The following is a 24,450-nucleotide window of genomic DNA, read 5'->3' on the forward strand; positions in this document are numbered from 1 at the left end:
ATTGAAAGTGGCGGCAAGGGCAAGGCCATGCCGCCATTAGAAATTTTACAGACTATCCAGCATGGCCTCGGCTTCGGCTTTGAGCGAACCCTGGGCTTCCTTGACCAGCTCTTCCAGCACTTCGCGGGCACCTTCCTTATCGCCCATATCGAGATATACCCGAGCCAGATCCAGCTTGGTGGACAGCGGATCATCACTGACATCCAGCCCTGCCGTAGACACGGCCTCAACCGGCTCTACTGCTGGCGCCGGCACGACAACCGGCTCATCCAATGCTGACAGATCAAAATCAAACGAAGCCAAAGCATCTTCATTTGCTGGTGCAGGCTCAGGTGATGCCGCCTCACTGGTAGCCGCGTCAGACGGCAACATAGTGTCGAGGTTGAAGTCGAAATCCAGCATGTGACTATTGTCGGCGGCAGCCGCCGCTGGTTGGGGGGCTACTTCTTCAGTCGGCTCCGGTTCGTGCAGTAACGCCTCCAAATCTGCCGCGGCTTCGGGAGCCGCCTCGACAGCAGGAGTCGGCGCATCCAGCAGCGCGGCCTCAATATCGTCAACGGGAGCGGTGGCAACCGCGGCAGGAGCCACTGGCGCTTCAAAATCCCCCATCAGCTCCTTGTCCAGATCGACGCTGGCATTCGACGCAGCCACTTCAACTGTCGGTGCCGCCGCCGCCGCATTTACATCTACGTAGAGCGGATTCTCCGGATCAACCGAACGCCCCAACGCAGAAGCTTTAGCCCAAACCCCACCTTGCCCACCGGTTACCGCATGCAGCTCCTTGGCATGGGTTTCCAGTGCAGCCTTGTCCTGTCGTGCGGCATAAACCTCCATCAACTTGAGACGGGCTTCGTGGCGGGTGGGATCCTTGGCCAGCGCGTCACGCAGAATGTCCTCGGCTTGCTGATCGCGGCCATAAGCCAGATAAACCTCTGCCTCAGCCACCGGGTCAACCTCTACCGTATCGACGGTATTCATGCTGGTACGGGTAAAGTCGGACAAAAAGGCACTATCGCTGGCAGCACTTCCGCCCGCCTGTGCCGCCTGATCCAGAGGCACATTGATGGGCTTAAGGGAGTACTGCTAAAACTTCAGGGCTTAGCCCAGCAGATGGTTGTTCAGCTCGCGCATACCGGCAGACAGCATGGCCAGATCCAGCGACTCGAACGACTGCAGCTCGGCAAACATCTGCTGGCAGGCTTCGACATCGTCGGCACGCTGGGCAACCCAGGCGTTAACGAAGGCGCTGTCGCTGCCAGCAGCCAGCGCACGGCGCGTCAGCTCGCGGTGCTGGCGATACAGATCGTCACGCAGCGCCGAGCGCGCCAGCGATTGCCAGCGGTTGTCACGCGGCAATTGGGTGATGGCGCTGCGCAGCCAGTCCAGTTGCAAGCTGCGGCCCAGCTGCAGGTAGTTGGCCGCAATCACGTCCAGCGGCAATTCGCTGTCGCCGGCGATCTCGATGATGTCCATTAGCGGTACCGCCAGTTCGAGGCGGGCCAGCACACTGGCCAGCTCGGCCGGAACGTTCGGCTGGTTCAGGCGCTGCTCCAGACGCGCTACCTGCGGGTAGTCAGCGGCACTGATCAGCTGCGGCAGCTGCTGCAGCAGACCCTGCACCTTGGCACCGTACTGGGCAACAGCCTCGCTCACGGAACCGATCGGACGACGGTTACGCAGTACCCAACGCACGGCGCGCTCGATCAGGGTGCGTACCATCACCATCATTTCTACCTGCAGATCGGCAGACACCTGGTTGTCCAGCTGCTCGATCTGGCCCCACAGGCGCTCGGCATCGAATACGCGGCTGGCGACCCAGAACGCGCGGGTGATGTCGGCGGCGGAGAACGAGGACTCTTCCTGCAGGCGGAACACGAAGGTCACGCCCATGCGGTTGATGATCTGGTTCGCCAGCTGGTTGGAGATGATCTCGCGCTTCAGGTGGTGACGCTGCATCTGCTCGCCGAAACGCTGCTGCAGCGGTTTCGGGAAGTAGTTGACCAGTACCGGCAGGAAGTCGGGATCATCCGGCACGTCGGTTGCCAGGATGGCCTGATCCAGCGAAATCTTGCCGTAGGCCAGCAGTACCGCCACTTCCGGCGAAGTCAGACCCTGGCGCGCCAGACGGCGCTCGTTGATCTGGGTATCAGACGGCAGGTACTCGATCTCGCGGTTCAGCTCGCCGGTTTTTTCCATGTGGCTGATCATGCGGGAATGCGCGCTCAGCATGGAGGCAGCATGGCTGCGGTTGATCGCCAGCACCTGGGTTTGCAGGTAGTTGTTGCGCAGTACCAGCTCGCCCACTTCTTCGGTCATCTCCGCCAGCAGGTCATTACGCTGCTTCAGCGTCATGTCACCCGCCTGCATCACCGCACCCACCAGAATCTTGATGTTCACTTCGTGGTCGGAGCAGTCGACACCGGCGGAGTTATCGATGGCATCGGTGCAGATGCGGCCGCCAGCCAGTGCAAACTCGACTCGACCCAGCTGGGTGCAAGTCAGGTTGCCGCCTTCGGCAACCACACGCGCCTGCAGCTCGTTGCCATTGACCCGTACCGGGTCGTTGGCACGGTCGCGGGCATCGGCATGGCTCTGGGTAGATGCCTTGATATAGGTACCGATACCGCCGTTGTACAGCAGATCAACCTTGGCCTTCAGCAGCTCGTGGATCAGCTCGTTCGGCGCCATGCTGTCCTTGTCGGTTTCCAGCCAGGCCTTCACTTCCGGCGACAGCGGGATGGACTTGGCGGAGCGTTCGAAAATGCCACCACCCTGCGAAATCAGTTCGCGGTTGTAGTCAGTCCAGCTGGAACGCGGCAGATTGAACAGGCGTGCGCGCTCGGCGAAGCTGACGGCAGCATTCGGGTTCGGATCCAGGAAGATGTGCAGGTGGTTGAATGCGGCCTTCAGGCAGATGTGTTCGGACAGCAGCATGCCGTTACCGAATACGTCACCTGCCATATCACCGATACCCACCACGCTGAAGTCCTGCTCCTGGGTGTTGACGCCCAGATGGCGGAAGTGGCGCTTCACCGATTCCCAGGCACCGCGGGCAGTAATGCCCATGCCTTTGTGGTCGTAACCGGCAGAACCGCCGGAGGCAAACGCATCACCCAGCCAGAAGTTGTAGGCTTCGGAAATACTGTTGGCGATATCGGAGAAGGTCGCGGTGCCCTTGTCGGCAGCCACCACCAGATACGGATCATCCGGGTCCAGACGGCGGACATCCAGCGGCGGAACCACCTGGCCATTCACCAGGTTATCGGTTACATCCAGCAGTGCGGAGATAAAGGTCTTGTAGCTGGCGATACCTTCGGCCATGAAGGCTTCGCGGTCGCTCGGTGCCGGCAGTTGCTTGCCGACGAAGCCACCCTTGGAACCCATCGGCACGATCACCGAGTTCTTCACCATCTGCGCCTTCACCAGACCCAGTACCTCGGTACGGAAGTCTTCCATACGGTCGGACCAGCGCAGACCACCACGCGCCACCTTGGAACCGCGCAGATGCACGCCTTCCACGCGCGGGCTGTATACCCAGATTTCGAACATCGGGCGCGGCTGCGGCAGGAAGGAAATCTGGTTGGAATCCAGCTTGAAGGAAGCGTAGGACTTGAACTCGCCGTCCGGGCCCTTCTGCCAGAAGTTGGTACGACGAGTCGCCAGGATCACCTGCAGGAAGCCGTTCAGGATACGGTCTTCATCCAGGTTGGCCACCTTGTCCAGCTGTTCCTTCAGGGTGTCCTGCAGTTTGGCGGCGGCGGCATCGTCAAATGCGGACGGATGCAGACGGGCAACGAACAGTTTCACCAGATTGCGGGTGATATCCGGGTAATGGGCCACGCAGTTTTCGATATAGGCCTGGCTGAAGGTCAGACCGCCCTGACGCAGATACTTGGCCAGCGCACGCACCAGGGTGATTTCACGCCAGTCAAGACCGGCCACCACGGCCAGACGGTTGAAGCCGTCGTTTTCGCAATCCTTGGCAAACACACGGGCCAGCAGCGCCTGGAAATTCTTCTGCACTGCCTCATCCTGCATCGCCTCGGCATGGGCACCCAGCTCCAGACCGAAGTCGCTGATCCAGATGGTTTCGCCGTTACGCTCCACCAGGTACGGATGTTCGTCACGCACCTGTACACCCATGTTTTCCAGGATCGGCAGGCTGGCGGACAGACCCAGCGGCTGGCCGGAGCGGAACAGTTTCAGGTTGTAGCCGTGGCCACGATTGAACGAGCGATACAGTTTCATCGCCAGACCGTGCTGCTCGGCGGTCTCTTCGATCAGCTGGATGTCCAGCACCGCGTTACGGGCGGCGAACTCTTCGCGGTACGCCACCGGGAACGCGCCACGGTAACGGTTGTACAGCAGGTTGCCTTTTTCTTCGCCGTGGGCTTCGATCAGCTGCTGGTGCAGTTCTTCTTCCCAGCCGCGTACCACGCGGGCGATATCGGCTTCCAGCTCGTCTTCACGGAACTGCGGCAGGTGGCCGCCCTGGGTGCGGATGATGTAGTGCACACGCGCCAGGGTGCTGTCGCTGATCTGCACGCTGAATTCGGCGGAGGCGCCATTGAAGGCAGCCATCAGCACTTTTTCGATCTTCAGGCGGATTTCGGTATTGAAGCTGTCGCGCGGCACGAATACCAGGCAGCTGACATAGCGATGGTAGCGGTCGGCACGGGTAAACAGGCGCACACGCGGACGCTCCTGCAGGCTGACGATGCCTTCGGCAATCGGCGTCAGCACGTCGGCCGGAATTTCAAACAGCTCGTCGCGCGGGTAGCTTTCCAGCACGAAGCCGAGGGTCTTGGCCTTGTAGCTGTTGTCCACGTAGTCGCAAGCGGCAACAACGTGGGCCACTTTCTGGCGCAGGATCGGGATGTCTTTCGGGGAATGCTGGTAAGCGCTGGCAGTGTACAGGCCCAGGAAGCGGCGCTCACCGATGACCTCGCCCTTGCTGTTGAAACGCTTGATGCCGACAAAGTCCATATAGGCCGGACGGTGCAGCACCGAGCGCGACTGCGATTTATTCAGGATCAGCAGGTGCGGCTGGTGCGCCAGTTCGCGCAACTCTTGCGGCAGCGCCTCGAAGCTCTCCGAATACTCCTTGTTGCCCTGGTTTTTCAGGAAGCCCAGACCGGAATCCTTCACGATCTTCAGGCTGTCCTTGCCGTCGCGCTTCACCAGGTCGTAGTCGCAGTAACCCATGAAAATGAAATGGTTGGCCGCCATCCAGTCGAGGAATGCAATCGACTCCTTCACTTCCTCGGCACGCTTGCCGTCAATCTTGGCCACCTCGGCACGCACTGCGGCCAACGTTGCGCGCATTTGCGGCTCGTCATCCACCACCTGGCGCAGGTTAGCCAGCACATTGTCCAGATCTTCCTGCAGGGCCTTCAGTTTCGCCGGGTCGCTGACGCGGTCCACCTGAACGTGAATGAAGGATTCCAGCGGCAGGCTGCGGTCTTCGGTACGTTTCAGCTCGACAATCTCGCCCTTGGTATCGCGGCCGATAGACAGTACCGGATGCACCAGCAAATGCAGATTCAGGTTGTGACGACCCAGCAGCATGGACAGCGAGTCGATCAGGAACGGCATGTCGTCGTTAACAATCTCGATCACGCTGTGGGTGCTCTGCCAGCCGTCCCGTTCGAAATCCGGGTTGTAGATACGCGCCTTGACCTGACCGGCGGCACGCTTCTGGGCAAACTCGAAATGCGCCATGGCCGCACCAAACAGGTCCAGCGGGGAGAAACTCTTCAGGTCTTCCTGCTCGGTTTCTTCGAAGTACAGGGGAATAAAGGTGCCAAGGCGTGCAGCCTCGGTGGAGGAGAGTTTCTGTTCAGCCACTGCCAGGATGTCAGCGACCAGCCCAACGGTTTCGGTCTTTTTGGTAAGCGACATGTTGCTTCTCGTAGTTGTTCTCGGGGACACAGGTGTTGTGTGGCGGCATTGTAAGAGCCCCCACCAGCAAGGGATTTCCGTATTGCGACACTGACGTACACATTCAATAAATGCGCCGCACAATCATGAATCCATAAATGTTTTGCATTTGACAGTGGTTGCGCTTTTTGCCTTATAGCAATGCGACGGCAAATTACAAAATACTCATGCAACGCCCATTTGCCACACGCACAAAAAATAAACGCAAGCCATTGAATATAGACACATTTCCACAAAATAAAAAAAATCAGTAGAATGCGCGCCTTCCTGCAAACAGGGTCACAAGCCCTGGCGCTGCATTGTGCCTGCTTTCGTTGCATGCCAAGATTTCGCCGTCCCCCGCCACGAGGGGATCGCAAAATAACAACATTACAAGGGAAGGCCCGAACGGGCTGGATAAGCGGGCTGCAGGCGGCAACGCGGCAGGCACACCGGATCTCCACGCGGGATTACGAACTTCAAGAGAGAGTTAGAGATAGCATGAAAAAAGCATTCATCCTGGCCAGCCTGGCCCTATCCTCCATCGCATTCAGCGCGCAAGCCGACACCGTCCGTTTCGGCATCGACGGCAACTACCCGCCGTTCGCCAAGCAAGGCGCCGATGGCAAGCTGCAGGGCTTCGACGTGGATATCGCCTATGCGCTATGCACTGCCATGAAAGCCACCTGCGAAATCGTGCCGCAGGACTGGGATGGCCTGATCCCCGCCCTGAACGCCAACAAGTTCGATGCCATCCTGTCCTCCATGTCGATCACCGACGAGCGCAAGAAGGCCGTGGACTTCACCAACAAGTACTACAACACCCCGAGCCGCATCATCGCCAAGGCCGGCACGGCCGTTGACCAGAACGCCTTCAAGGGCAAGAAGGTCGGCGTACTGCGCGCCTCCACCCAGGAAAAATTCGCCAAGGATTTCTGGGGCAAGAATGGTGCCACCGTGGTGTCCTACGGCAAGGCTCCTGAAGGCTTCCTGGATCTGAAATCCGGCCGTATCGACGGCATGTTTGTTGACTCCGTGGTCGGCGAAACCGACTTCCTGAAGTCCGCACAGGGCAAGGGCTTCGCCTTCGTCGGTCCGGAATACAGCGAATCCAAATACTTCGGCTATGGTGCCGGCATTGCGGTGAAAAAAGGCAACAACGCACTGCGTGAACGCCTGAACCAGGCCATCGCCCAGATCCGCAAGGACGGCAGCTACAAGAAAGTACAGGACAAGTACTTCAACTTTAACGTGTACGGCAACTAAGCCGGCACGCTCGACCCCGCCCGCTCCTGAGGGCGGGGTTTTGATAATAAAAACCCCCCCTGTGACGGAAAAAATCCATGAAGAACCCCTTGCTGCTGCTGGGCGCGGCCTCGCTTGCCCTGAGCGTAGCCGCCCACGCCGAAACCCTGCGTTTCGCGACCGACGCCAGCTACCCGCCGTTTTCCAAGCAAGGAGCCGATGGCAAGATGACCGGTTTCGATCCGGACATTGCCCAGGCACTGTGCCAGGCCATGAAGGCCACCTGTGAAGTGGTACCGCAGGATTTTGACGGCATCATCCCGGCATTGCAGGCACGCAAGTTCGACGCGGTGATCGCCTCGATGAACATCACTCCGGAACGCCAGAAGGCGGTGGACTTCTCCGACAAGTACTACAACATGGCCAGCCGCCTGGTTGGCAAGAGCGGCACCCAGGTCAATGACGCCTGGTTCAAAGACAAGAAAATCGGCGTACTGCGCTCCTCTATCCAGGAAAAGTACGCGCGCGACCACTTTACCAAGCTGGGCGCCAAGCTGGTTCCTTATGGCAAGGCACCGGAATCCTTCCTCGACCTGAAAGCCGGCCGTGTCGATGCCGCCTTCGTTGACGCCGCCGTCGGTGACGTCGACTTCGTCAAGACCCCGAACGGCAAGGGCTTTGCGCTGGTAGGCCCGGACTACAACGATCCGAAATACTTCGGCATCGGCGCCGGCATCGCCGTGCGCAAGAGCGACAAGGCACTGCTGGCCCGCCTCAACACCGCGCTGAAGCAAATCCGTGCCGACGGCAGCTACGACAAGATCCAGAAGAAGTATTTCAGCTTCGATATCTACGGCAAGTAAGCCGTCCGCGCTTGCGGCCAACCTTTTACGTTGGCCGCCGCCCCACCCGGCCGCAAGGCAGATTTACGGAGTAATGCAATGTTTTTACAGGGTTACCTCCCCAGTATTCTGGAAGGCACGCTGCTGACCGTTCAGGTCGCCGTTGCCTCGCTGGCAGTATCCGTGGTGCTTGGCCTGATCGGCGCCATGTTCAAGATGGCACCGTCCAAGCCGCTGGTATGGCTGGCCGAGCTGTATTCCACCGTGGTTCGCGGCGTGCCCGATCTGGTGTGGATGCTGCTGCTGTTCTTCGGCGTGCAGATGATGATCAACGATTTCTGTACCTACATGGGCTGGCCGGCACCGGAAATCAATTCCTTCTTTGCCGGCGTGATGACCATCGGCTTCATCTTCGGCGCCTACATGACCGAAACCTTCCGCGGCGCCATCATGGCGGTGCCGAAAGGCCAGATGGAAGCCGGCCTCGCCTACGGCATGAGCCCGCTGCGCGTGTTCTGCCGCATCACCTTCCCGCAGATGGTGCGCTTTGCACTGCCCAGCTTCTCCAACAACTGGCTGGTGCTGGTGAAATCCACCGCACTGGTATCGGTCATTGGCCTCAATGACGTGATGTACCGTGCCGACACCGCCAAATCCATCACCCAGGAGCCGTTTACCGTCTACGCCGTGGTGGGTGCCGTGTTCCTGGCCATCACCAGCGTGTCCGACTTTGCTCTGAAGAAACTGGAAAAGCGTTACTCCAGCGGCGTACGGGAGACTGAACTGTGATCGACGTAAACCTGATTATCGAAAAACTGCCGGCCTTCTTCGGCGGTACCGATGGCGCCCCGATACTGTCCACCAGCGAGGGCCTGCAACTGACACTGGAACTGCTGTTCTGGTCGCTGCTGGCCGGTCTGGCGCTGTCCATTCCGCTGTCGCTGATGCGCGTGTCGCGCAACAAGGTACTGTCCACCGCCGTCTGGCTGTATACCTATGTGTTCCGCGGCACCCCGCTGCTGGTGCAACTGTTCATCATCTACTACGGCCTGTCGCAATTCGACTGGGTACGCGATAGCTGGGCATGGCAATACCTGCGTGAGGCTTATGCCTGCGCCATCCTGGCCTTCACCCTGAACACAGCCGCCTACACCACCGAGATCATTGCCGGCCAGATCCGCAACACCAACCACGGCGAGATCGAGGCCGCCAAGGCCATGGGCATGAGCAAGTGGCTGATGATGCGCCGCATCGTGGTGCCGTCGGCGCTGCGCCGCGCGCTGCCGGCCTACAGCAACGAAGTGGTGATGATGATGCAGTCCACCTCGGTCGCCGGTCTGGTGACCCTGGCCGACGTTACCGGCGTGGCCCGCCGCGTGTTCAGCGACACCTATATGCCGTTCGAGCCGTTCCTCACCGCCGCCGGCATCTACCTGGTGATGACCTTCGGTTTCGTGTGGCTGTTCAAGAAGGCGGAAGGCCGCTGGCTCGCCTACCTGGCTCCGCGCAAGCACTAAGGGGGTCGCAATGCAACGCATTGATCATCCGCTTGCCGGCGGCAGCCTGGGTACCAGCCGCAGCCTCAGCAGCTTCCACTTCGGCAAGGCCGGCAGTGGCCAGAAGGTATACATCCAGGCCAGCCTGCATGCCGACGAGCTGCCGGGCATGATGACGGCCTGGCACCTCAAGCAACGCCTTGCCGCGCTGGAGGCAGAAGGCCGTCTGGCCGGCGAGGTGGTGCTGGTGCCGGTGGCTAATCCGATTGGCCTCGACCAGAACCTCAACGGTGTGGCACTGGGCCGCTTCGAGCTGCATTCCGGGCAGAACTTCAACCGCCACTATCCGGCGTTTGCCGGCGAGATCTTCGCCGAGCTGCAGCACGAACTGGGTAGCGATGCCGCGGCCAACACCCGCCGCGTCCGCCAGCTGTTGCTGCAGAAAGTTGCTGCCATCCAGCCGGCCTCGGAGTTGGCCGCATTGCGCCAGCAGCTGATGCTGCTGGCCTGCGATGCCGACGTGGTGCTGGACCTGCACTGCGACTGCGCCGCCGCGCTGCACCTGTACACCGGCACGCCGCTGTGGGAACAGTGCGAGCCGCTGGCACGCTATCTGGACGCCGCCGCCACCCTGCTGGCCGAAGACTCGGGCGACAACCCGTTCGACGAAGCCTGCAGCCAGCTGTGGTGGCAATTGCGCGATCTGGCCAAGGCCGCCGGCAGTGCTGCTGCCATCGACATGGCCTGCCTGTCGGTGACCGTCGAACTGCGCGGCCAGGCCGATGTCAGCCATGACTTTGCCCGCCAGGACGCCGACGCCATCCTCGCCTTCCTGACCTATCGCGGCGTGATCCGTGGCGATGCCCCCGCCCTGCCGGCACTGCGCTACCCGGCCACACCGCTGGCCGGGTCGGAAAACCTGCTGGCGCCGCACGCGGGCGTGGTGCACTACTACCTGGCCGCCGGCTGCCTGGTGCAGCCGGGAGACCACATCGCCGATGTGATCGACCCGATCAACGACCGTGTCTCAGCCGTGCGCGCAAACCGCGCCGGCATGCTGTATGCCACGGAAAGCCGTCATTACCTTACCGCGGGACAGTGGGTGGCCAAAGTGGCCAGCGCTGACGCCTTCAAATCCGGAAAGTTGCTCTCAGCATGAACCAGAACCAGAACTCAACCGCCAACGGCGGCAACATCAAGCTGCAAGTCAGCGATCTGCACAAAAGCTACGGCAGCCACGAAGTCCTCAAGGGGGTATCGCTGACCGCCCACGCCGGCGACGTGATCAGCATCATCGGCTCTTCCGGCTCCGGCAAGAGTACCTTCCTGCGCTGCATCAACATGCTGGAACAACCCAATAGCGGCACCATCGCCGTTACCGGCGAGCCGCTGGGCCTGATCACCGACAAGCGCAACGGCGCGCTGAAGGCAGCAGACCCGAAACAGCTGGCACGCATCCGCACCAAGCTGGCCATGGTGTTCCAGCACTTCAACCTGTGGGCGCACATGACCGTGCTGGAAAACATCATCGAGGCACCGGTACACGTACTGGGCATATCGAAGGATGAAGCCATCGCCCGTGCGCGCAAGTACCTGGAAAAGGTTGGCCTCAAAGGCGTGGAAGACAAGTACCCGTCGCACATGTCCGGCGGCCAGCAGCAGCGTGTCGCCATCGCCCGCGCGCTGGCGATGGAACCGGAAGTGATGCTGTTCGACGAACCGACCTCGGCACTGGACCCGGAGCTGGTGGGCGAAGTGCTGCGCGTGATGCAGGACCTGGCCAAGGAAGGCCGCACCATGGTGGTGGTGACCCACGAAATGGGCTTTGCCCGCGAGGTATCCAACCACGTGATCTTCCTGCATCAGGGCCGTATCGAGGAACAGGGCAATCCGAAGGAGGTGCTGGTCGCACCGAAGAGCGAGCGCCTGCAGCAATTCTTGTCCGGCAGCCTGAAATAACCCGCTTCCTGCCTTGATTTGACAGAGCCATGCTGGCTACAAAGTCAGCATGGCTCTTTCGTTATTGCGCCACCGCGATACATAAAGTGGCAACACGCCGGTTTGCGGTTGCCTGCCAGCCGCGATCACGACACAATGCGCTGCCTTTAGCCTTCCGCGCCAACGTTCCCAGCTACCGGATATGGTCACCACTACCTCCAGCAATAAACCCGTACGCTTTGGCTTCCTGCTGCTGCCCAATGCATCGCTGGCCGACTTCGGCATCGCCACCGAAGTGCTGACCCGTGCCAACCAGCTGGCCGAGCGTCGTGTCTACGAATTCCTGCCGCTGTCGCTGTCCGGGGAAATGGTCACCATGAGCAACGGCCTGAAGATGCCGGTAGACCTGCCGCTGGCGCATGCGCCGAAGCTGGACGCACTGGTGGTGCTGGCCGACGAGGTGGGACTGGAGGTGGCGGGCGAGGAGCTGTCCAAGGCCATCGGCAGCCAGCTCACCGAACACACCGCGCTGATCGGCATCGGCTGCGGCAGCTACTGGCTGGCCCGCGCCGGCCTGCTCAATGGCCATCGCGCCCCCATCCACTGGCAGGAAATCAACCGCCTGTCGGAAGAGTTTCCGGACGTCATCGTCTCGTCCAACCTGTATGAAATGGACGGCAACCGCATGAGCAGTGCCGGCGGCGCCGCGACTTACGATTTCATGATGGGGCTGGTTGCGGCCAACCTTGGCCACGAATTCGCGGCCCAGCTGTCGGAAGTGTTCAGCATGGAGCGCCTGCGCCCGGGCACCGAGCGGCAGCGCATTCCGCTGGCCACCCGTATCGGCGGCAGCCAGCCCAAGCTCACCGAGGCGGTCAGCCTGATGGAAGCCAATATCGAGGAGCCGCTGACCACCGACGACATCGCCTACTATGTCGGCGTATCGCGCCGCCAGCTGGAACGGCTGTTCAAGCAGTACCTCGGCACCGTGCCCTCCAAATACTATCTGGAACTGCGCCTGAACCGCGCGCGCCAGTTGCTGCAGCAGACCAGCAAATCCATCGTGCAGATCGGCCTTGCCTGCGGCTTCTCCAGCGGCCCGCATTTTTCCAGCACCTACCGCGGCCACTTCGGCATCACCCCGCGCGAAGAGCGTGCCCAGCGCACGGCCCCACCCGCCGACAACAAGGCCGGCTGAACCGCCACCCAACATAAAACGGAGCGCAGCGCGCTCCGTTTTTTTATCCATTCCCCGCCGTGGCAGCCGCTGCCACACCCGCCTCTGTCCCGCACACGGATCGGCGCTCGGCAGAAAACACTTGTTCTGTATTTCTGAACAAGCATCTCAAAAAAGCTCGATTGCCATTAGTTCGAACCAGAACTATTCTGGCCGGAACTAATCCACCGCTCAGGTGCCCATATGTCGCAAGCCCCCATGGTGCCGCGTACCCGCGACCTGATCCGCGAGCTGGTACGCGCCTACCAGGCGTTCGAACAGCGCTCCAACGACCGCATCCGCCGGCATGGTCTGACCCATGCCCAGTTCGATGTGATCGCCACCCTGGGCAACACCCCGGGGATGAGCTGCAAGACGCTATCGGAAAAGACGCTGATCACCAAAGGCACCCTTACCGGTGTGCTGGACCGCTTGCTGGAAAAAGAGCTGATCAGCCGCACCGTGGATGCCAACGACCGCCGCAGCCTGTTTGTAGCGCTGACCGCGGCCGGCGATGCCCTGTTCCGGCAGGCATTTCCGGATGTGGCCGGCGACCTGAGTTCGGCGTTTGACCATATGAGCGATGCGGAACTGGCCGAGGCAGCTGCCCTGCTGCACCGGCTGCGTACCGCCCTTGATAACCAACAGGAATCCTGAATGAGCAACACCCCCGCCCGCTACAGTACCTTGCAAACCCTGCTGCACTGGCTGATGGCTGCCCTGATGATCGGCGCCTTCCTGTTCGGCAACTATCTCGCGGACCTGCCGCTGTCGCCGGCAAAATTCCAGCTGATCAGCTACCACAAATGGCTGGGCATCAGCCTGCTGGCCCTGCTGGCATTGCGCGTAGTAGTGCGCCTGGCCAGGAAAGCGCCGGCCCTGCCCGCCGGCATGGGGGCAGCAGCGCGCGCCATGGCCCACATCGGCCATGCCGCCCTTTATCTGCTGATGCTGGCGATTCCGCTGTCCGGCTGGCTGATGAGCTCGGCTTACGGTTTTCCGGTGGTGCTGTTCGGCGTACTGCCGCTGCCGGACCTGATTGCGGCCAACCCTGCGCTGGCGGAACAACTCAAGGCCGGTCACGGCCTGCTGAACAACGTGCTGGTTATCGTCGTGGTTGCCCATGTGCTGGCCGCGCTGAAACACCAGTTCATCGACAAGGATGGCCTGCTCGAACGCATGAGCCTGCGCCGCTGATCCCCCCACAGGAACCCGACTGATGAAACACACACTACTGCTGCTGCCGCTGCTGGCCGCCCCCGCTTTTGCCCAGCCGGTTGACGCCGCCAAGAGCCAGATGGTTTTCACCATGAAGCAGATGGGCGTACCGGTCTCCGGCAGCTTCAAGAAGTTTGCGGCCAACGTGTCGTTCAACCCGGCGCAGCCGGATGCCGGCAAGGCCGACATCAGCATCGACATCGGCAGCATCAGCCTGCCGACGGCAGAAGCCAATGCCGAAGCACGCAAGAAGGACTGGTTCAACAGCGCCCAGTTTCCGCAGGCGCGCTTCGTGTCCAGCAGCATCAAGCCGCTGGGCAATAACCGCTTCCAGGTTAACGGCAAGCTGACGCTCAAGGGCATCACCCGCGATATCAGCGCGCCGTTCCAGGTCACGACGCAAGGCAAATTGATGACCGTGGATGGCGCCATTCCGCTGTCGCGGCTCGCTTTCAAGATCGGCGAAGGCAGCTGGAGTGATACCAGCACCGTCGCCGATACCGTAGATCTCAAGTTCCGCCTTGTGCTGAACAACGCATGATGACCCTTACCCACTGGAGAAACCCGATGATCCGTACCGCCCTGTTTGCTGCCCTGTTTGCCACCGCTGGTGCTGCCGTTGCCGCGCCGGTCAACTACTCGGTTGACCCGACCCACACCTTCGCTGCCTACGAAGTCAACCACCTGGGCCTGTCGCTGCAACATGGCACCTTCACCAAGGTAAACGGCCAGCTGGTAGTGGACGAAGCCGCCAAGAAAGGCAGCGTGGATGTCACCATCGACGCCAATTCGCTGCAGACTTTCTTCGGCGACCGTGACACCCACCTGAAGAGCGAAGCGTTCTTCAACGTGGCCAAGTTCCCGACCCTGACCTACAAGTCTACTGCCGTGGTATTCAAGGGCGACAAGCCGGCCAGCGTCCAGGGCAACCTGACCCTGCTGGGCGTGACCAAGCCGGTTACCCTCACCCTGGCTCGCGTCAGCAAGGGCAAGAACCCGATGACCGGCGTGGAAACCTGGGGTGCCAACGCGGTTGCCACCATCAAGCGCTCCGACTTCGGCATGAAAACCTTCGTACCGGCCATCAGCGACGACGTGACCCTGAACATCACCCTGGAAGCTGCCCAGGCCCAGTAAGGCCCGTCAGCAAACAGCGAAAAACCGCAGCTACGGCTGCGGTTTTTTCACTTCAAGGTTGGCCGCATCAGGGTGCGGCCAACCTTTGCAGCAGTTCGTCCAGCAGCATCGGCCGGTAAAAGTGGTAACCCTGCGCAAACTGGCAGCCAAGCTCGCGCACGCACGCCGCCTGCTCGGCGGTTTCCACCCCTTCCGCCACCACACTGCAGCCCAGCGCCTGCGCCAGCCCCACCAGCCCCTGCACGATCTGCGCATCGATGCCACGGCGCGCGATGTCGGTAATGAAGCTGCGCTCGATCTTGATGACGCCAGCCTGCAGCCGTTTCAGATACGACAGCGAGGCATAGCCGACGCCGAAATCGTCCACCGCCAGCCGCGTGCCCATTTCCCGCAGGCGGGCAATCGCCTGCTCCACCGTGGCATTGAGATTCGCCATCGAGGTTTCCGTGACCTCGATCTCGATATTGCCGGCCAGTGCCGGCTGCGGCAGCAGCAACTGGTACAGGTAGTCCGGCACATCGGCATCCAGGCTCTGGCCGGACAGGTTGAACGACAGCACGAAATCCGGCTGCAAATCCGCCAGCTGCCGCGCCGCCGCCAGCATCTGGCTGATCACCCAGCGGTCCAGCTCCGCCGCCAGCCCCATGCGCTCGGCCACCGGCACAAAGAAGCCGGGCGACAAGGCGCCGACGCTGGCCCCGGGCCAGCGCAGCAAGGCCTCGGCCCCCACGATGCGGCCATCGGCCAGGTCCACTCGCGGCTGGAACAGCAGCTCCAGCTCGCCGTTGCGGATCACATCGTCCAGATGGTGTTCGGCATAGCGCGCTGCCTGCAGCGCGGCATAGTCCGCCGCCTGCAATTGCAGCAGCCGCCGCGGGTTGCCGGCACTCGCGAAGTTCAGATGCAGCGCGCACGCCTCCAGCAAAGTGCTGCCATCCAGCCGGTAATGCTCGACCTGCGCCCAGTCGATCTGCAGCCGCAACACGCTGGTGGTGTAATTGAGACTGATGCTGCCGAGCGCGATGCTGTAACGCTGCTGCAGCTGGTCAAAATCGCCATCACCCAGATACGGTTGCTCGATCAAGGCCCAGCAGCCATCGGACCAGCTATACACCAGCCCCTGCTCCGCCAGCGGTTGAAGGCGGACAGTCAGCGCCTGCTGCAACTGCTGCAGCTCCTGTGGCCGCAAACGCATCGACAGCGCCAGATAGCTGTCCAGCTTCAACAACGTTACCCGCACCGACCGGCGTGCGCGCTGCTCGGCCTGCAGGCTGGACTGCAGCTGCATCCGGTTGAGTACGGCCGGCGCGGATGGCGTGGCAACCGCATGCCGCTGATGCCGGATGTGCATGGCGACGGCGGACAGCAGCAAATCCAGGTCGACCGGTTTGTCGAGGCAATGCTCGGCCCCCGGCATCTGGCCACGCTGCGGCAGTGGCGCGTCATCGGTAGCTGTCAGCAGGATGAACGGGGTATCGGCGATGGCGGCATCGCTGCGTACCGCTTCCAGCAAGGCAAAGCCATCCATTTGCGCCAGTAGCGCATCGCTGACGACCAGCTCCGGCCGCTCGCTGCGGATCAGCGACAGTGCGCTTCGGCCGTTATCCGCTTCCAGCACGCGATAACCGGCAGACTGCAACTCCTCGCACAACAGTTGGCGGGTGGTATCGTCGCCCTCGACGCAGAGCACGGTCTGCAGATCGGACATGGTGTTCTCCCGGCCGGATTACAGCCAAGGTTGGCCGCAAAGCCGGCGCTAAGGCTAGTTCTCGTCTGGCTGCTGCCGGGCCTGCAATGTGGCGCGCGCCACCGCCGCCAGCTCGGCGATGGCGGCTGTGGCGGCAAAGTCCAGCCGCAGCCGCTTGTCGCCCTGCCGGCAATCCAGCCCGTACAGATCGACAGCAATCAATTGCAGGGTGGTTGCCGGCTGCAGCTCGGCCAGCAGATCCCCCTCCAGCCCGGCGGGTAACTGTGCTACAGCCTGCCAGCCCACCTCTTCTCCCCAGCCCATGCGGCCAAAGCCGCCGATAAAACGCACGCGGCGCGGCTGCAAACGAAAGAAATGGAAGTCGCCAAGCGCCAGGTAGCCCGCGTAGTCCGGGCAGTAACGCAACAAGCGCGCCAGGGTTGCCTCATCCGGCGCCTGCGGCTGCAGATCACCCAGCAGCGTCATGCGCTCGGCGGCCAACACCTCGGCACCGGCGGCGCGCTGCAACAGCATGCTCACGCGGCCGTCGGCACGCGCATTGCGGCAATGTTCCGCCAGGTCGCTCATCAGCAGCCACGGAGCATGATCGGCCCCGATGGCAAACGGTACTGCGGTCACAAACGGATAACCCGGCAGCGACAGCGCCTGGGTCGCCAGCGCGGCATCGCCGCAGGCATGCAACAACGACAGACAATCGGCAACAGCAATTTTCATGGCAAGCATCAACACAGGCAGAAGGTGCTTTCACGATAGGGCCAGCAGCCCGCACAGGCAATATCCAGCCGTATTTTCAAAGCCGGATGCTGCCGCTATAATCACTGGCGCTTCGGCCGAATGCCGAGCAGTGTGCCGGTATAGCTCAGTTGGTAGAGCAGCGCATTCGTAATGCGAAGGTCGGGGGTTCGACTCCTCTTACCGGCACCATAAAAATCAATCGCTTAAGGCACTTAATTTCCAGGTGGTTTTTTCGCGGTGCCGTGCTGTAAGACCATTGTAAGATTGATATAAATTTTTCCTCAATGCCCCTCTGGTCTTGAGTCACCCCTGACACTGAATTGCTTCGGGGTTCGTAGTCATGGCGAAGTCTGCTTAACCTCTCGAAGCTACCATTTTGGCTGGAAAGAATGAACGCTAGCTATAGCAGACCTACAGCCAAAGAACTTCGCCCAGGTAGTTAACCATTCGAAAAATATCAACGGTGAGCTTTGTCGAATCGAATAGTGAAATAAAAAAGCCGCTAGTTGGTCACCATGCCCTCATGGCTACCGACCACTATGCATCGAAGCAGCCGGCACTCCCCGTTTTCACGGGGAGTAGGCTTACAGGATTAAAACGACGTAGAGAGTCGGCCCTGCTACCAACAGCAGGACACCAACGCTAGGTTGGTACCCTGCGCCATAGTGGCTAATGTACTCGACCATACCATTTCCTTTCCTCCAAGGGGCTTTTCTGCCCGCAGGGATAAATAAGTGTGTAGGCCACTTCCCCAGTTCCACGGACAATGGCTTGCAGTCATTGCTGTGCGGTAGTGCTCCAAGTCTTCGACACGGGTTCCACCGAAACGGCGGGGGCGATGAGACAGGCCGTATTCCTTCACCAGCCTGTCCAACAGCTTGGGGCTCGGCTTCTGGGAACATTTCGTCAGGTATCCGCACAGGTGCTTCAAGCCCCGAAGTAGTTCTATTCTGGAGCGCTGAAGCCGGTGTCCACCAGTAACTTTTACCGCGTTTTTATGGTCTAAGATCGAACTTCCACGTAGTGAATTTGCACAAGCTTCAATCAGCTCGCGCATCTTTTCTACTGTCTGGCCAGGTTGCATTTGTACGAACACAGCGCACTGCTGGTGTATCCCATCCTCGCGGTAGCAATCCTTATTGGGTTTGGACTGCCCCGGCTCCTGTAGGCAATCCTGCCCTATGATTGGACTGCCCCACTAGTTGTTAGCGTTGGCATTGCTACGAAAACATCCTTCCAAGAACTGCCGGTGCCCTGTTTACAATCACCAACAGTTCTAGGCTTGTCAGCGGCACCCGTTGACTATTGCTTGGTGTCCAGCTCCTTCATCCAGAATCCGGGACAGTCCAATGTGATGATGGCCGACAGGGTTGGCCGCAGCATGCCAGCCGGCACTTGGTGCCGGCCCGATTTAATGCGACTGCACACGACGACGCAGCTGGTGCTTGAACCACTGCAGCAGATCGTCGATATAGGTGAACACCACCGGCACCACCAGCAGGCTCAGCGTGGTGGAGGTCAGCAGCCCGCCGATCACCGCGATCGCCATCGGTGCGCGAAAGCTCGGGTCGGCGCCCAGCCCCAGCGCGATCGGCAGCATGCCAGCGCCCATGGCAATGGTGGTCATCAGGATCGGCCGCGCCCGCTTGTGGCAGGCATCGATCAGCGCCTCGAAACGGCTCATGTCGTGTTCGCGCCGCGCCATCACCGCATATTCCACCAGCAGGATGGAGTTCTTGGTCACCACCCCCATCAGCATCAGCAGGCCGATGATCGACGGCATCGAGAAGCTGTTGCCGGTCAGCAGCAGTGCCAGGAAGGCACCGCCGACGCTCAGCGGCAGCGCCGCCAGAATGGTGACCGGCTGCAGGAAGTCATGGAACAGCAGCACCAGCACCACGTAGATGCACAGCACGCCCACCGCCATGGCGCCGCCGAAGCTGCCGAACAGCTCGGCCATGCGTTCGGCGTCGCCGGCGGCACGCTGCTTCACCCCTGCCGGCAGGGCTTTCAGCGCCGGCAAGGCATTCACTTCCTGCTGCACTTCGCCCATGCTGCGCCCGCCCAGCTCCACGTCGATGGTGACCTGCCGCATGCGATCCAGCCGGTTGATCTGGCTGGGGCCGCTACCCATGCCGATGCTGGCGACACTGGACAGCGGCACGTTACCGTTGCTGCCCGCCACCCGCAGCTGGCTGATGGCGTCCAGGTTCTGGCGGCTGGCATCGTCCAGCCGCACCCGCACGTCCACCTGCCGCTGCGGCAGATTGAGCTTGGCGAGGCTGCTGGAGTAGTCACCGTAGGTTGCCATGCGCACGGTGGAGGCCAGTTCGCTGCTGGTCACCCCCAGCTCGGCGGCGCGGGCGTTGTCCGGCGTAATCTGGATTTCCTGCTGCTGCTGGCTGGCATCGGACACCACCGAGCCAATGCCCTTCAGGCCGCGGATCTGCCGTTCTACCGCCTGCGCGGCACTGGTCAGCACCGTGGCATCGTCGCCCACCAGCGTCACCTCCAGTTTCTCGCCGGTGTTGCCGCCGCCGACGCTGATACGCGCCCCCGGCAAGGTTTTCAGCGCCGCGCGGATACGGCCTTCGATCGCCGCCTGCTTCTCGCGGCGCTCGCCGCGCGGCGTCAGCGTCACAGTCAGGGTGGCGGTATTGCTGTCGTTGCTGCTGGTGGCACCGGGGCCACCACCGCTGGTGGCGGTACCGACCGAGCTGAATACATGGCGCACGCCCTGCACCCCGGCCATGCGCTGCTGGGCGGCGGCGGAGATGGCACGCGTCTGCTGTAGTGTGCTGCCCGGCGGCAGAGTGATGGTCACGCTGGTACGCGCCAGATCGCTGGCCGGCACGAAGCCGGTCGGCAACAGCGGCACCAGGCTCAGCGAGGCGATAAAGAACACCGTCGCCGCCGCTACCGTGGTCTTGCGGTGCGCCAGACACCAGCGCACCCAGCCCAGATAGCGGGTCATCAGCTTGCCGTCCTCGGCCCGCTCCGGATGCGCTTTCAGCAGGTAGGCCGCCATCATCGGCGTCAGCAGCCGTGCCACCAGCAGCGAGGCCAACACTGCCACGGCGGCGGTCATGCCGAACTGGCGGAAGAAGCGCCCGGTGATGCCGCTCATGAAGGCGGTGGGCAGGAACACCGCCACCAGCGTCAGCGTAGTAGCCACCACCGCCAGGCCGATCTCGTCGGCCGCCTCCGTCGCCGCCTGCTTCGGCGTCTTGCCCATGCGCAGGTGGCGCACGATGTTTTCCACCTCGACGATGGCATCGTCCACCAGGATGCCGATCACCAGCGCCAGTGACAGCAGCGTCAGCGTGTTCAGGCTGAAATCCCAGTAGTACATCATGCCGAAGGTGGGAATGATGGACAGCGGCAAGGCGGTCGCCGACACCAGCGTGGCGCGGGTGTCACGCAGGAACCACCACACCACCAGCACCGCCAGCACCGCGCCTTCCAGCAGCAGGTGCATCGAGCCCTGGTAGTTGTCGGCGATCGACTCCACGGTGTTGTAAGCCTCGGTGAACTGCACGCGCGGATAGCGCGCCTGCAGCTGCGCCACGGTAGCACGCACCCGCTCCACCACCGCCACTTCGCTCTCGCCCTTGGCGCGGGTGACCTGGAAGCCGATCACCGGCTTGCCATCCAGCATGGCATAGGTAGTGCGTTCGGCATGGGCATCGCTGACGGTCGCCAGCTGGTCCAGCCGCACGTGGCGGCCGTCGCCCAGCGGAATCGACAGCGCGGCAATCTCGTCCACGCTGCCCACCGCGCCCAGCGTGCGCAGCGACTGGTTGGCACCGGACAGCCGCCCCTGGCCACCAGAGGCATCTTTCTGCACCGCAGTCAGCTGGCTGGCGACAGTGGACACACTCACCCCCAGCGCATTCAGCCGCACCGGGTCCAGCGCTACCAGCACCTCACGGTCCACACCGCCGACACGCTCCACCTTGCCGACGCCGCTGGTGGACAGCAGCGCCTTGTTGACCTCGTTATCGACAAACCACGACAGCGACTCCTCGCTCATGCTCGGCGCCGCCACGCTATAGGTGATGATGGCGCTGCCGCTGGTGGTCACCTTGGACACCGTCGGCGTTTCCATGTCCGCCGGCAGCTCGCCCTTGACGCTGTCCACTGCGTTGCGCACCTGGTTCAGCGCTTCCTCGCTGTTTTTCTCCAGCGCGAATTCCACGCTGATGCTGACGCTACCATCGGTAATGGTGGTGGTGATGTGCTCGATACCGCCCAGCGTGGCCACCTCGTCCTCGATCTTGCGGGCGACCTCGGTTTCCAGCTGCGACGGCGCCGCGCCCTCCAGCGAAGCGCTGATGGTAATGGTGGGGAAATCCATGTCCGGAAAGTTCTGGATGCCCAGCTTGTGCAGGCCAAACAGGCCGGCGGCGCTCAGCACCACGAACAGCAGGATGGCCGGCACCGGGTTGCGGATTGACCAGGCGGAGAAATTCATGCCGCCTCCTTGCTGCTGACCACACGCACGCTGTCGCCGTCATTCAGGAAGCCGCCGCCGCTTTGCACCAGCTGCTCGCCGGTTTTCACCCCGGATAGCAGCTCTACCCGCTGCGCCTGTCTGCGGCCAACCTTGACCTCGCGCTGGGTCACCACCGCGTGGCTATCCACCACGAACACATAGCTGTGGCCGTCGCGCACCACCACCGCACTGGCCGGCACCGTCAGTGCCGCGGTGTCACCCAGCAGGATGCTGCCGCTGGCATACATGCCGGCGCGTGCCGGACTGCCCGCCGCCACATCGACATAGGCCAGCGCCAGCCGCGTGCTGCTGTCCAGTGCCGGCGCCAGCTGGCGGACCTTGCCCGTGACCTCGCGGCCGTCGCTCAGCGTCAGCACGGCCTGCTGCCCTGCTTTGACCAGCGCCAGCTGCTGCGCCGCCACTTCGGCGCGCCACTCCACCCGGCTCTGGCGCTGCAGGCTGAACAGTTCGCTACCGGACGACACCACGCTGCCCAGCGTGGCAGTGCGTTTGGTGATCACGCCATCGTCTACCGCCACGATGCGGGTCTGCGCCAGGGTGATGCGGGCGCTGGCCAGCTTGGCCTCGGCCGATTTCACCCCGGCCACGGCGGTATCCACCGCCAGCGCGTATTGCTCGATTTTCTGTGCCGACAGCGCACCGCTGTCTTTCACCGCGCGGGCACGCGCCAGGTCGGAGCGGGCACCGGCCAGCGTCACCTGCGCCTCGGCCAGGGCCGCTTCGGCCTGACGCACATCGGCGGCCACGCCGGCGCTGAACAGCTCGGCCAGTAGTTGGCCGCGCTTCACCTGGCTGCCGACATCGGCATGCAGCGCGGTGATGCGCAGGCCGCCGGTTTCGGCGCTGATGGTGGCCTCCTGCCACGCTGCCAGTGCGCCGTTCAGCTGCAGCCGTTGCGGCCAACGTTGCTGCTGCGGCGTTACTACCGTGACAGTCAGCGCGGCGCGATCGGCGGCTGCCGGCTGGCTGGCTGCCGCTGCCGGCTTGGCCGGCCATAGCAGCCAGCCGCCAGCGGCCAGCGCCAGGGCAACGGCCACGGCCAGAGTCAGGGTCTGTTTGCGGGTCATGCGGATCCTCCCTTGGCGGCCACGGAGCTGCCGGCTTGCCAGCCGCCCCCCAGCGCCTTGTAAAGCGAAATGCCGTACAGCACGCGGTCGCGCTGCACGGTAATCAATGACTGCTCGGCCGACAGCGCGTTACGGCGTGCCGTTTCCAGGTCCAGCAGGCTGACGCTGCCGGCCTGCCACTGCTGTTCGGTAGCGGCAAAATAGCGCCGGTAGTTGGCCGCACTGGCCGCCACGCTGCTTTCGCGCTGCGTGGCGCTCTCCAGCCGCACCAGCGCCTGCTCGGTTTCCTGCACCGCGCTGCGCACCGCGCTCCGGTAGCTGGCCAGTGCGCTCTGGTAGTTGGCGCGGGCGGTATCCACCGCGGCGCGGGTGGCGCCGCCATCGAAAAGCGGCAGGCTCAGCGACGGGCCGAACGACCAGCCCTGGCTGTTGCCGCTGCCTCGGCTCATGCTGCTGCTCAGGCTGCCGCTCAGCGACAGCCGCGGATAACGGTTGGCCTCGGCCACGCCGATCTTGGCGCTGGCGGCGGCCAGGCTGCGCTCGGCAGACACCAGATCCGGGCGCTGGCTCAGCAATTGCACCGGCAAGGTGCTCACCTGCAGGCTGGCCGGCTGCGGGATCGTCGCCGGGGTGGCGGCCAGCGTGTTGCGCAGCTGCGGTTCGGACAGCCCGGTCAGCGCCACCAGCGACTTGATGCCGATAGCGCACTCCGCCTGCTGCGCCAGCAGGGTGCTGTGGGCGCTGGCCAGACCGGCATCGATCAGCGCGCCGTCCGCCGGCGCGCTGAAGCCGGCCTGCAACGAGGCGGCGGTGGCGCTGGCGGTCTGCTGCTGCGAGCGGTAGCTGTCTTGATAATCGGCCAGCTGCAGCTGGCAGGCGCGGTAGCTCACGTACTCGGTCGCCACTTCGGCAGCCAGCGACACCCGCGCGTCATGCCAGTCCGCCTCGCTGGCGGCCAGGCTGGCGGCGCTAGCCTGCTGGCTGCGGCGCACGCCGCCGAACAGGTCGATCTCCCAGCTGGCATCCAGTGCGGCACTGCTGACACGCGACACGCTGCCGCCCTTGCTGCCACTGCGGCTATCGCTGGCGCTGGCAGTCAGCGTCGGCAGACCGGACAGGTTGGCCTCGCTATCGCTGGCGCGGGCGCTGGCAATTGCCGCCAGCGCCTTGTCCAGCGTCGGGCTATCGGCCTCGGCCGCCTTTAGCAGGCTCGATAGCGTCGGGTCGTTAAAGCTCTGCCACCAGTCCAGCAGCGCCGTGGTGCTGCCGCCGTGCGGCAAGGCCGCCTGCCACTGGGCATCCATGCGCACGGCTGGAGTCTGGTAGTCCGGCCCCACGGTGGCACAACCGCTCAGCGCCAGCCCCAGCAACACCGGCAAGAGGGAAAGTCGGAATGACATGCGAGGAATCCCC

Annotated in this window: 18 protein-coding genes and 1 tRNA gene; 12 read left to right on the forward strand and 7 right to left on the reverse strand. The window is 62.5% G+C overall.

Features of this window, described 5'->3' with window-relative positions; all coding sequences use genetic code 11:
* Positions 1-45 precede the first annotated feature (45 nt).
* Both HU218_RS05605 and HU218_RS05610 read right to left on the reverse strand, forming a co-directional pair.
* Positions 46-978, reverse strand: a complete 933-nt coding sequence (locus HU218_RS05605) for a motility hub landmark protein FimV (RefSeq protein WP_174873958.1) — start codon at positions 976-978, stop codon at positions 46-48.
* A gap of 120 nt (positions 979-1,098) precedes the next feature.
* Positions 1,099-5,901 carry an NAD-glutamate dehydrogenase gene (locus HU218_RS05610; protein ID WP_174873959.1) on the reverse strand — a complete coding sequence of 1,601 codons (4,803 nt, stop codon included), beginning with the start codon at positions 5,899-5,901 and terminating at the stop codon, positions 1,099-1,101.
* 519 nt (positions 5,902-6,420) lie between these two features.
* Here HU218_RS05610 and HU218_RS05615 point away from each other — a divergent pair.
* From HU218_RS05615 to HU218_RS05665, 11 genes are all read left to right on the forward strand, one after another.
* Entirely contained in the window at positions 6,421-7,185 is a 765-nt protein-coding gene (locus HU218_RS05615) for an ABC transporter substrate-binding protein (protein WP_174873960.1), read from the forward strand.
* Between the two features lie 77 nt (positions 7,186-7,262).
* Complete coding sequence (locus HU218_RS05620) at positions 7,263-8,027, forward strand: ABC transporter substrate-binding protein (protein WP_174873961.1); 765 nt, start codon at positions 7,263-7,265, stop codon at positions 8,025-8,027.
* A 78-nt stretch (positions 8,028-8,105) separates the two neighbouring features.
* Positions 8,106-8,795 carry an ABC transporter permease gene (locus HU218_RS05625; RefSeq protein WP_174873962.1) on the forward strand — a complete coding sequence of 230 codons (690 nt, stop codon included), beginning with the start codon at positions 8,106-8,108 and terminating at the stop codon, positions 8,793-8,795.
* On the forward strand, positions 8,792-9,523 hold the full coding sequence (locus HU218_RS05630) for an ABC transporter permease (RefSeq protein ID WP_174873963.1): 732 nt from the start codon (positions 8,792-8,794) through the stop codon (positions 9,521-9,523). The genes HU218_RS05625 and HU218_RS05630 overlap by 4 nt, the downstream gene beginning before the upstream one ends.
* Positions 9,524-9,533: 10 nt before the next feature.
* Positions 9,534-10,661: a succinylglutamate desuccinylase/aspartoacylase family protein gene (locus HU218_RS05635; protein WP_174873964.1), complete on the forward strand. Its 1,128-nt coding sequence runs from the start codon at positions 9,534-9,536 to the stop codon at positions 10,659-10,661.
* Complete coding sequence (locus HU218_RS05640) at positions 10,658-11,461, forward strand: ABC transporter ATP-binding protein (protein WP_174873965.1); 804 nt, start codon at positions 10,658-10,660, stop codon at positions 11,459-11,461. The genes HU218_RS05635 and HU218_RS05640 overlap by 4 nt, the downstream gene beginning before the upstream one ends.
* A 181-nt stretch (positions 11,462-11,642) precedes the next feature.
* Positions 11,643-12,638, forward strand: a complete 996-nt coding sequence (locus tag HU218_RS05645) for a GlxA family transcriptional regulator (RefSeq protein ID WP_174873966.1) — start codon at positions 11,643-11,645, stop codon at positions 12,636-12,638.
* Between the two features lie 222 nt (positions 12,639-12,860).
* Positions 12,861-13,313 carry a MarR family winged helix-turn-helix transcriptional regulator gene (locus HU218_RS05650; protein WP_246210728.1) on the forward strand — a complete coding sequence of 151 codons (453 nt, stop codon included), beginning with the start codon at positions 12,861-12,863 and terminating at the stop codon, positions 13,311-13,313.
* A complete protein-coding gene (locus HU218_RS05655) occupies positions 13,314-13,853 on the forward strand; it encodes a cytochrome b (RefSeq protein ID WP_174873967.1) in 540 nt (179 codons plus the stop codon). It begins immediately after the preceding gene.
* A 22-nt stretch (positions 13,854-13,875) separates the two neighbouring features.
* Positions 13,876-14,415 carry a YceI family protein gene (locus HU218_RS05660; RefSeq protein ID WP_174873968.1) on the forward strand — a complete coding sequence of 180 codons (540 nt, stop codon included), beginning with the start codon at positions 13,876-13,878 and terminating at the stop codon, positions 14,413-14,415.
* A gap of 26 nt (positions 14,416-14,441) precedes the next feature.
* Positions 14,442-15,011: a YceI family protein gene (locus HU218_RS05665; RefSeq protein WP_174873969.1), complete on the forward strand. Its 570-nt coding sequence runs from the start codon at positions 14,442-14,444 to the stop codon at positions 15,009-15,011.
* A 67-nt stretch (positions 15,012-15,078) separates the two neighbouring features.
* Here HU218_RS05665 and HU218_RS05670 read toward each other — a convergent pair whose 3' ends face one another.
* Together HU218_RS05670 and HU218_RS05675 are read right to left on the reverse strand one after the other, a co-directional pair.
* Positions 15,079-16,719, reverse strand: coding sequence for an EAL domain-containing protein (locus tag HU218_RS05670; RefSeq protein WP_174873970.1), 1,641 nt, complete (start codon positions 16,717-16,719; stop codon positions 15,079-15,081).
* A gap of 54 nt (positions 16,720-16,773) precedes the next feature.
* A complete protein-coding gene (locus HU218_RS05675; RefSeq protein WP_174873971.1) occupies positions 16,774-17,433 on the reverse strand; it encodes a HugZ family pyridoxamine 5'-phosphate oxidase in 660 nt (219 codons plus the stop codon).
* Between the two features lie 134 nt (positions 17,434-17,567).
* Between HU218_RS05675 and HU218_RS05680 the strand changes: the two genes are divergently transcribed.
* Positions 17,568-17,643 (forward strand) — tRNA-Thr (locus HU218_RS05680).
* Between the two features lie 1,222 nt (positions 17,644-18,865).
* Here HU218_RS05680 and HU218_RS05685 read toward each other — a convergent pair.
* From HU218_RS05685 to HU218_RS05695, 3 genes are read right to left on the reverse strand one after another with little or no spacing between them, the layout of a single operon-like run.
* Positions 18,866-21,928, reverse strand: a complete 3,063-nt coding sequence (locus tag HU218_RS05685; protein WP_174873972.1) for an efflux RND transporter permease subunit — start codon at positions 21,926-21,928, stop codon at positions 18,866-18,868.
* A complete protein-coding gene (locus HU218_RS05690) occupies positions 21,925-23,037 on the reverse strand; it encodes an efflux RND transporter periplasmic adaptor subunit (RefSeq protein ID WP_174873973.1) in 1,113 nt (370 codons plus the stop codon). The genes HU218_RS05685 and HU218_RS05690 overlap by 4 nt, the downstream gene beginning before the upstream one ends.
* Complete coding sequence (locus HU218_RS05695) at positions 23,034-24,437, reverse strand: efflux transporter outer membrane subunit (RefSeq protein ID WP_174873974.1); 1,404 nt, start codon at positions 24,435-24,437, stop codon at positions 23,034-23,036. The genes HU218_RS05690 and HU218_RS05695 overlap by 4 nt, the downstream gene beginning before the upstream one ends.
* Positions 24,438-24,450 lie beyond the last annotated feature (13 nt).

The organism is Vogesella oryzae, from assembly GCF_902829295.1.
In the GTDB taxonomy this organism is placed as follows: Bacteria; Pseudomonadota; Gammaproteobacteria; order Burkholderiales; family Chromobacteriaceae; genus Vogesella; species Vogesella oryzae.

Bases quoted from the DNA above. Each gene is read 5' to 3' on its own strand.
- HU218_RS05695 (WP_174873974.1), bottom strand. From the start codon at position 24,437: ATGTCATTCCGACTTTCCCTCTTGCCGGTGTTGCTGGGGCTGGCGCTG.
- HU218_RS05635 (WP_174873964.1), top strand. From the start codon at position 9,534: ATGCAACGCATTGATCATCCGCTTGCCGGCGGCAGCCTGGGTACCAGC.
- HU218_RS05650 (WP_246210728.1), top strand. From the start codon at position 12,861: ATGTCGCAAGCCCCCATGGTGCCGCGTACCCGCGACCTGATCCGCGAG.
- HU218_RS05675 (WP_174873971.1), bottom strand. From the start codon at position 17,433: ATGAAAATTGCTGTTGCCGATTGTCTGTCGTTGTTGCATGCCTGCGGC.
- HU218_RS05615 (WP_174873960.1), top strand. From the start codon at position 6,421: ATGAAAAAAGCATTCATCCTGGCCAGCCTGGCCCTATCCTCCATCGCA.
- HU218_RS05610 (WP_174873959.1), bottom strand. From the start codon at position 5,901: ATGTCGCTTACCAAAAAGACCGAAACCGTTGGGCTGGTCGCTGACATC.
- HU218_RS05640 (WP_174873965.1), top strand. From the start codon at position 10,658: ATGAACCAGAACCAGAACTCAACCGCCAACGGCGGCAACATCAAGCTG.
- HU218_RS05690 (WP_174873973.1), bottom strand. From the start codon at position 23,037: ATGACCCGCAAACAGACCCTGACTCTGGCCGTGGCCGTTGCCCTGGCG.
- HU218_RS05660 (WP_174873968.1), top strand. From the start codon at position 13,876: ATGAAACACACACTACTGCTGCTGCCGCTGCTGGCCGCCCCCGCTTTT.
- HU218_RS05665 (WP_174873969.1), top strand. From the start codon at position 14,442: ATGATCCGTACCGCCCTGTTTGCTGCCCTGTTTGCCACCGCTGGTGCT.
- HU218_RS05620 (WP_174873961.1), top strand. From the start codon at position 7,263: ATGAAGAACCCCTTGCTGCTGCTGGGCGCGGCCTCGCTTGCCCTGAGC.
- HU218_RS05685 (WP_174873972.1), bottom strand. From the start codon at position 21,928: ATGAATTTCTCCGCCTGGTCAATCCGCAACCCGGTGCCGGCCATCCTG.
- HU218_RS05605 (WP_174873958.1), bottom strand. From the start codon at position 978: ATGAATACCGTCGATACGGTAGAGGTTGACCCGGTGGCTGAGGCAGAG.
- HU218_RS05645 (WP_174873966.1), top strand. From the start codon at position 11,643: ATGGTCACCACTACCTCCAGCAATAAACCCGTACGCTTTGGCTTCCTG.
- HU218_RS05625 (WP_174873962.1), top strand. From the start codon at position 8,106: ATGTTTTTACAGGGTTACCTCCCCAGTATTCTGGAAGGCACGCTGCTG.
- HU218_RS05670 (WP_174873970.1), bottom strand. From the start codon at position 16,719: ATGTCCGATCTGCAGACCGTGCTCTGCGTCGAGGGCGACGATACCACC.
- HU218_RS05655 (WP_174873967.1), top strand. From the start codon at position 13,314: ATGAGCAACACCCCCGCCCGCTACAGTACCTTGCAAACCCTGCTGCAC.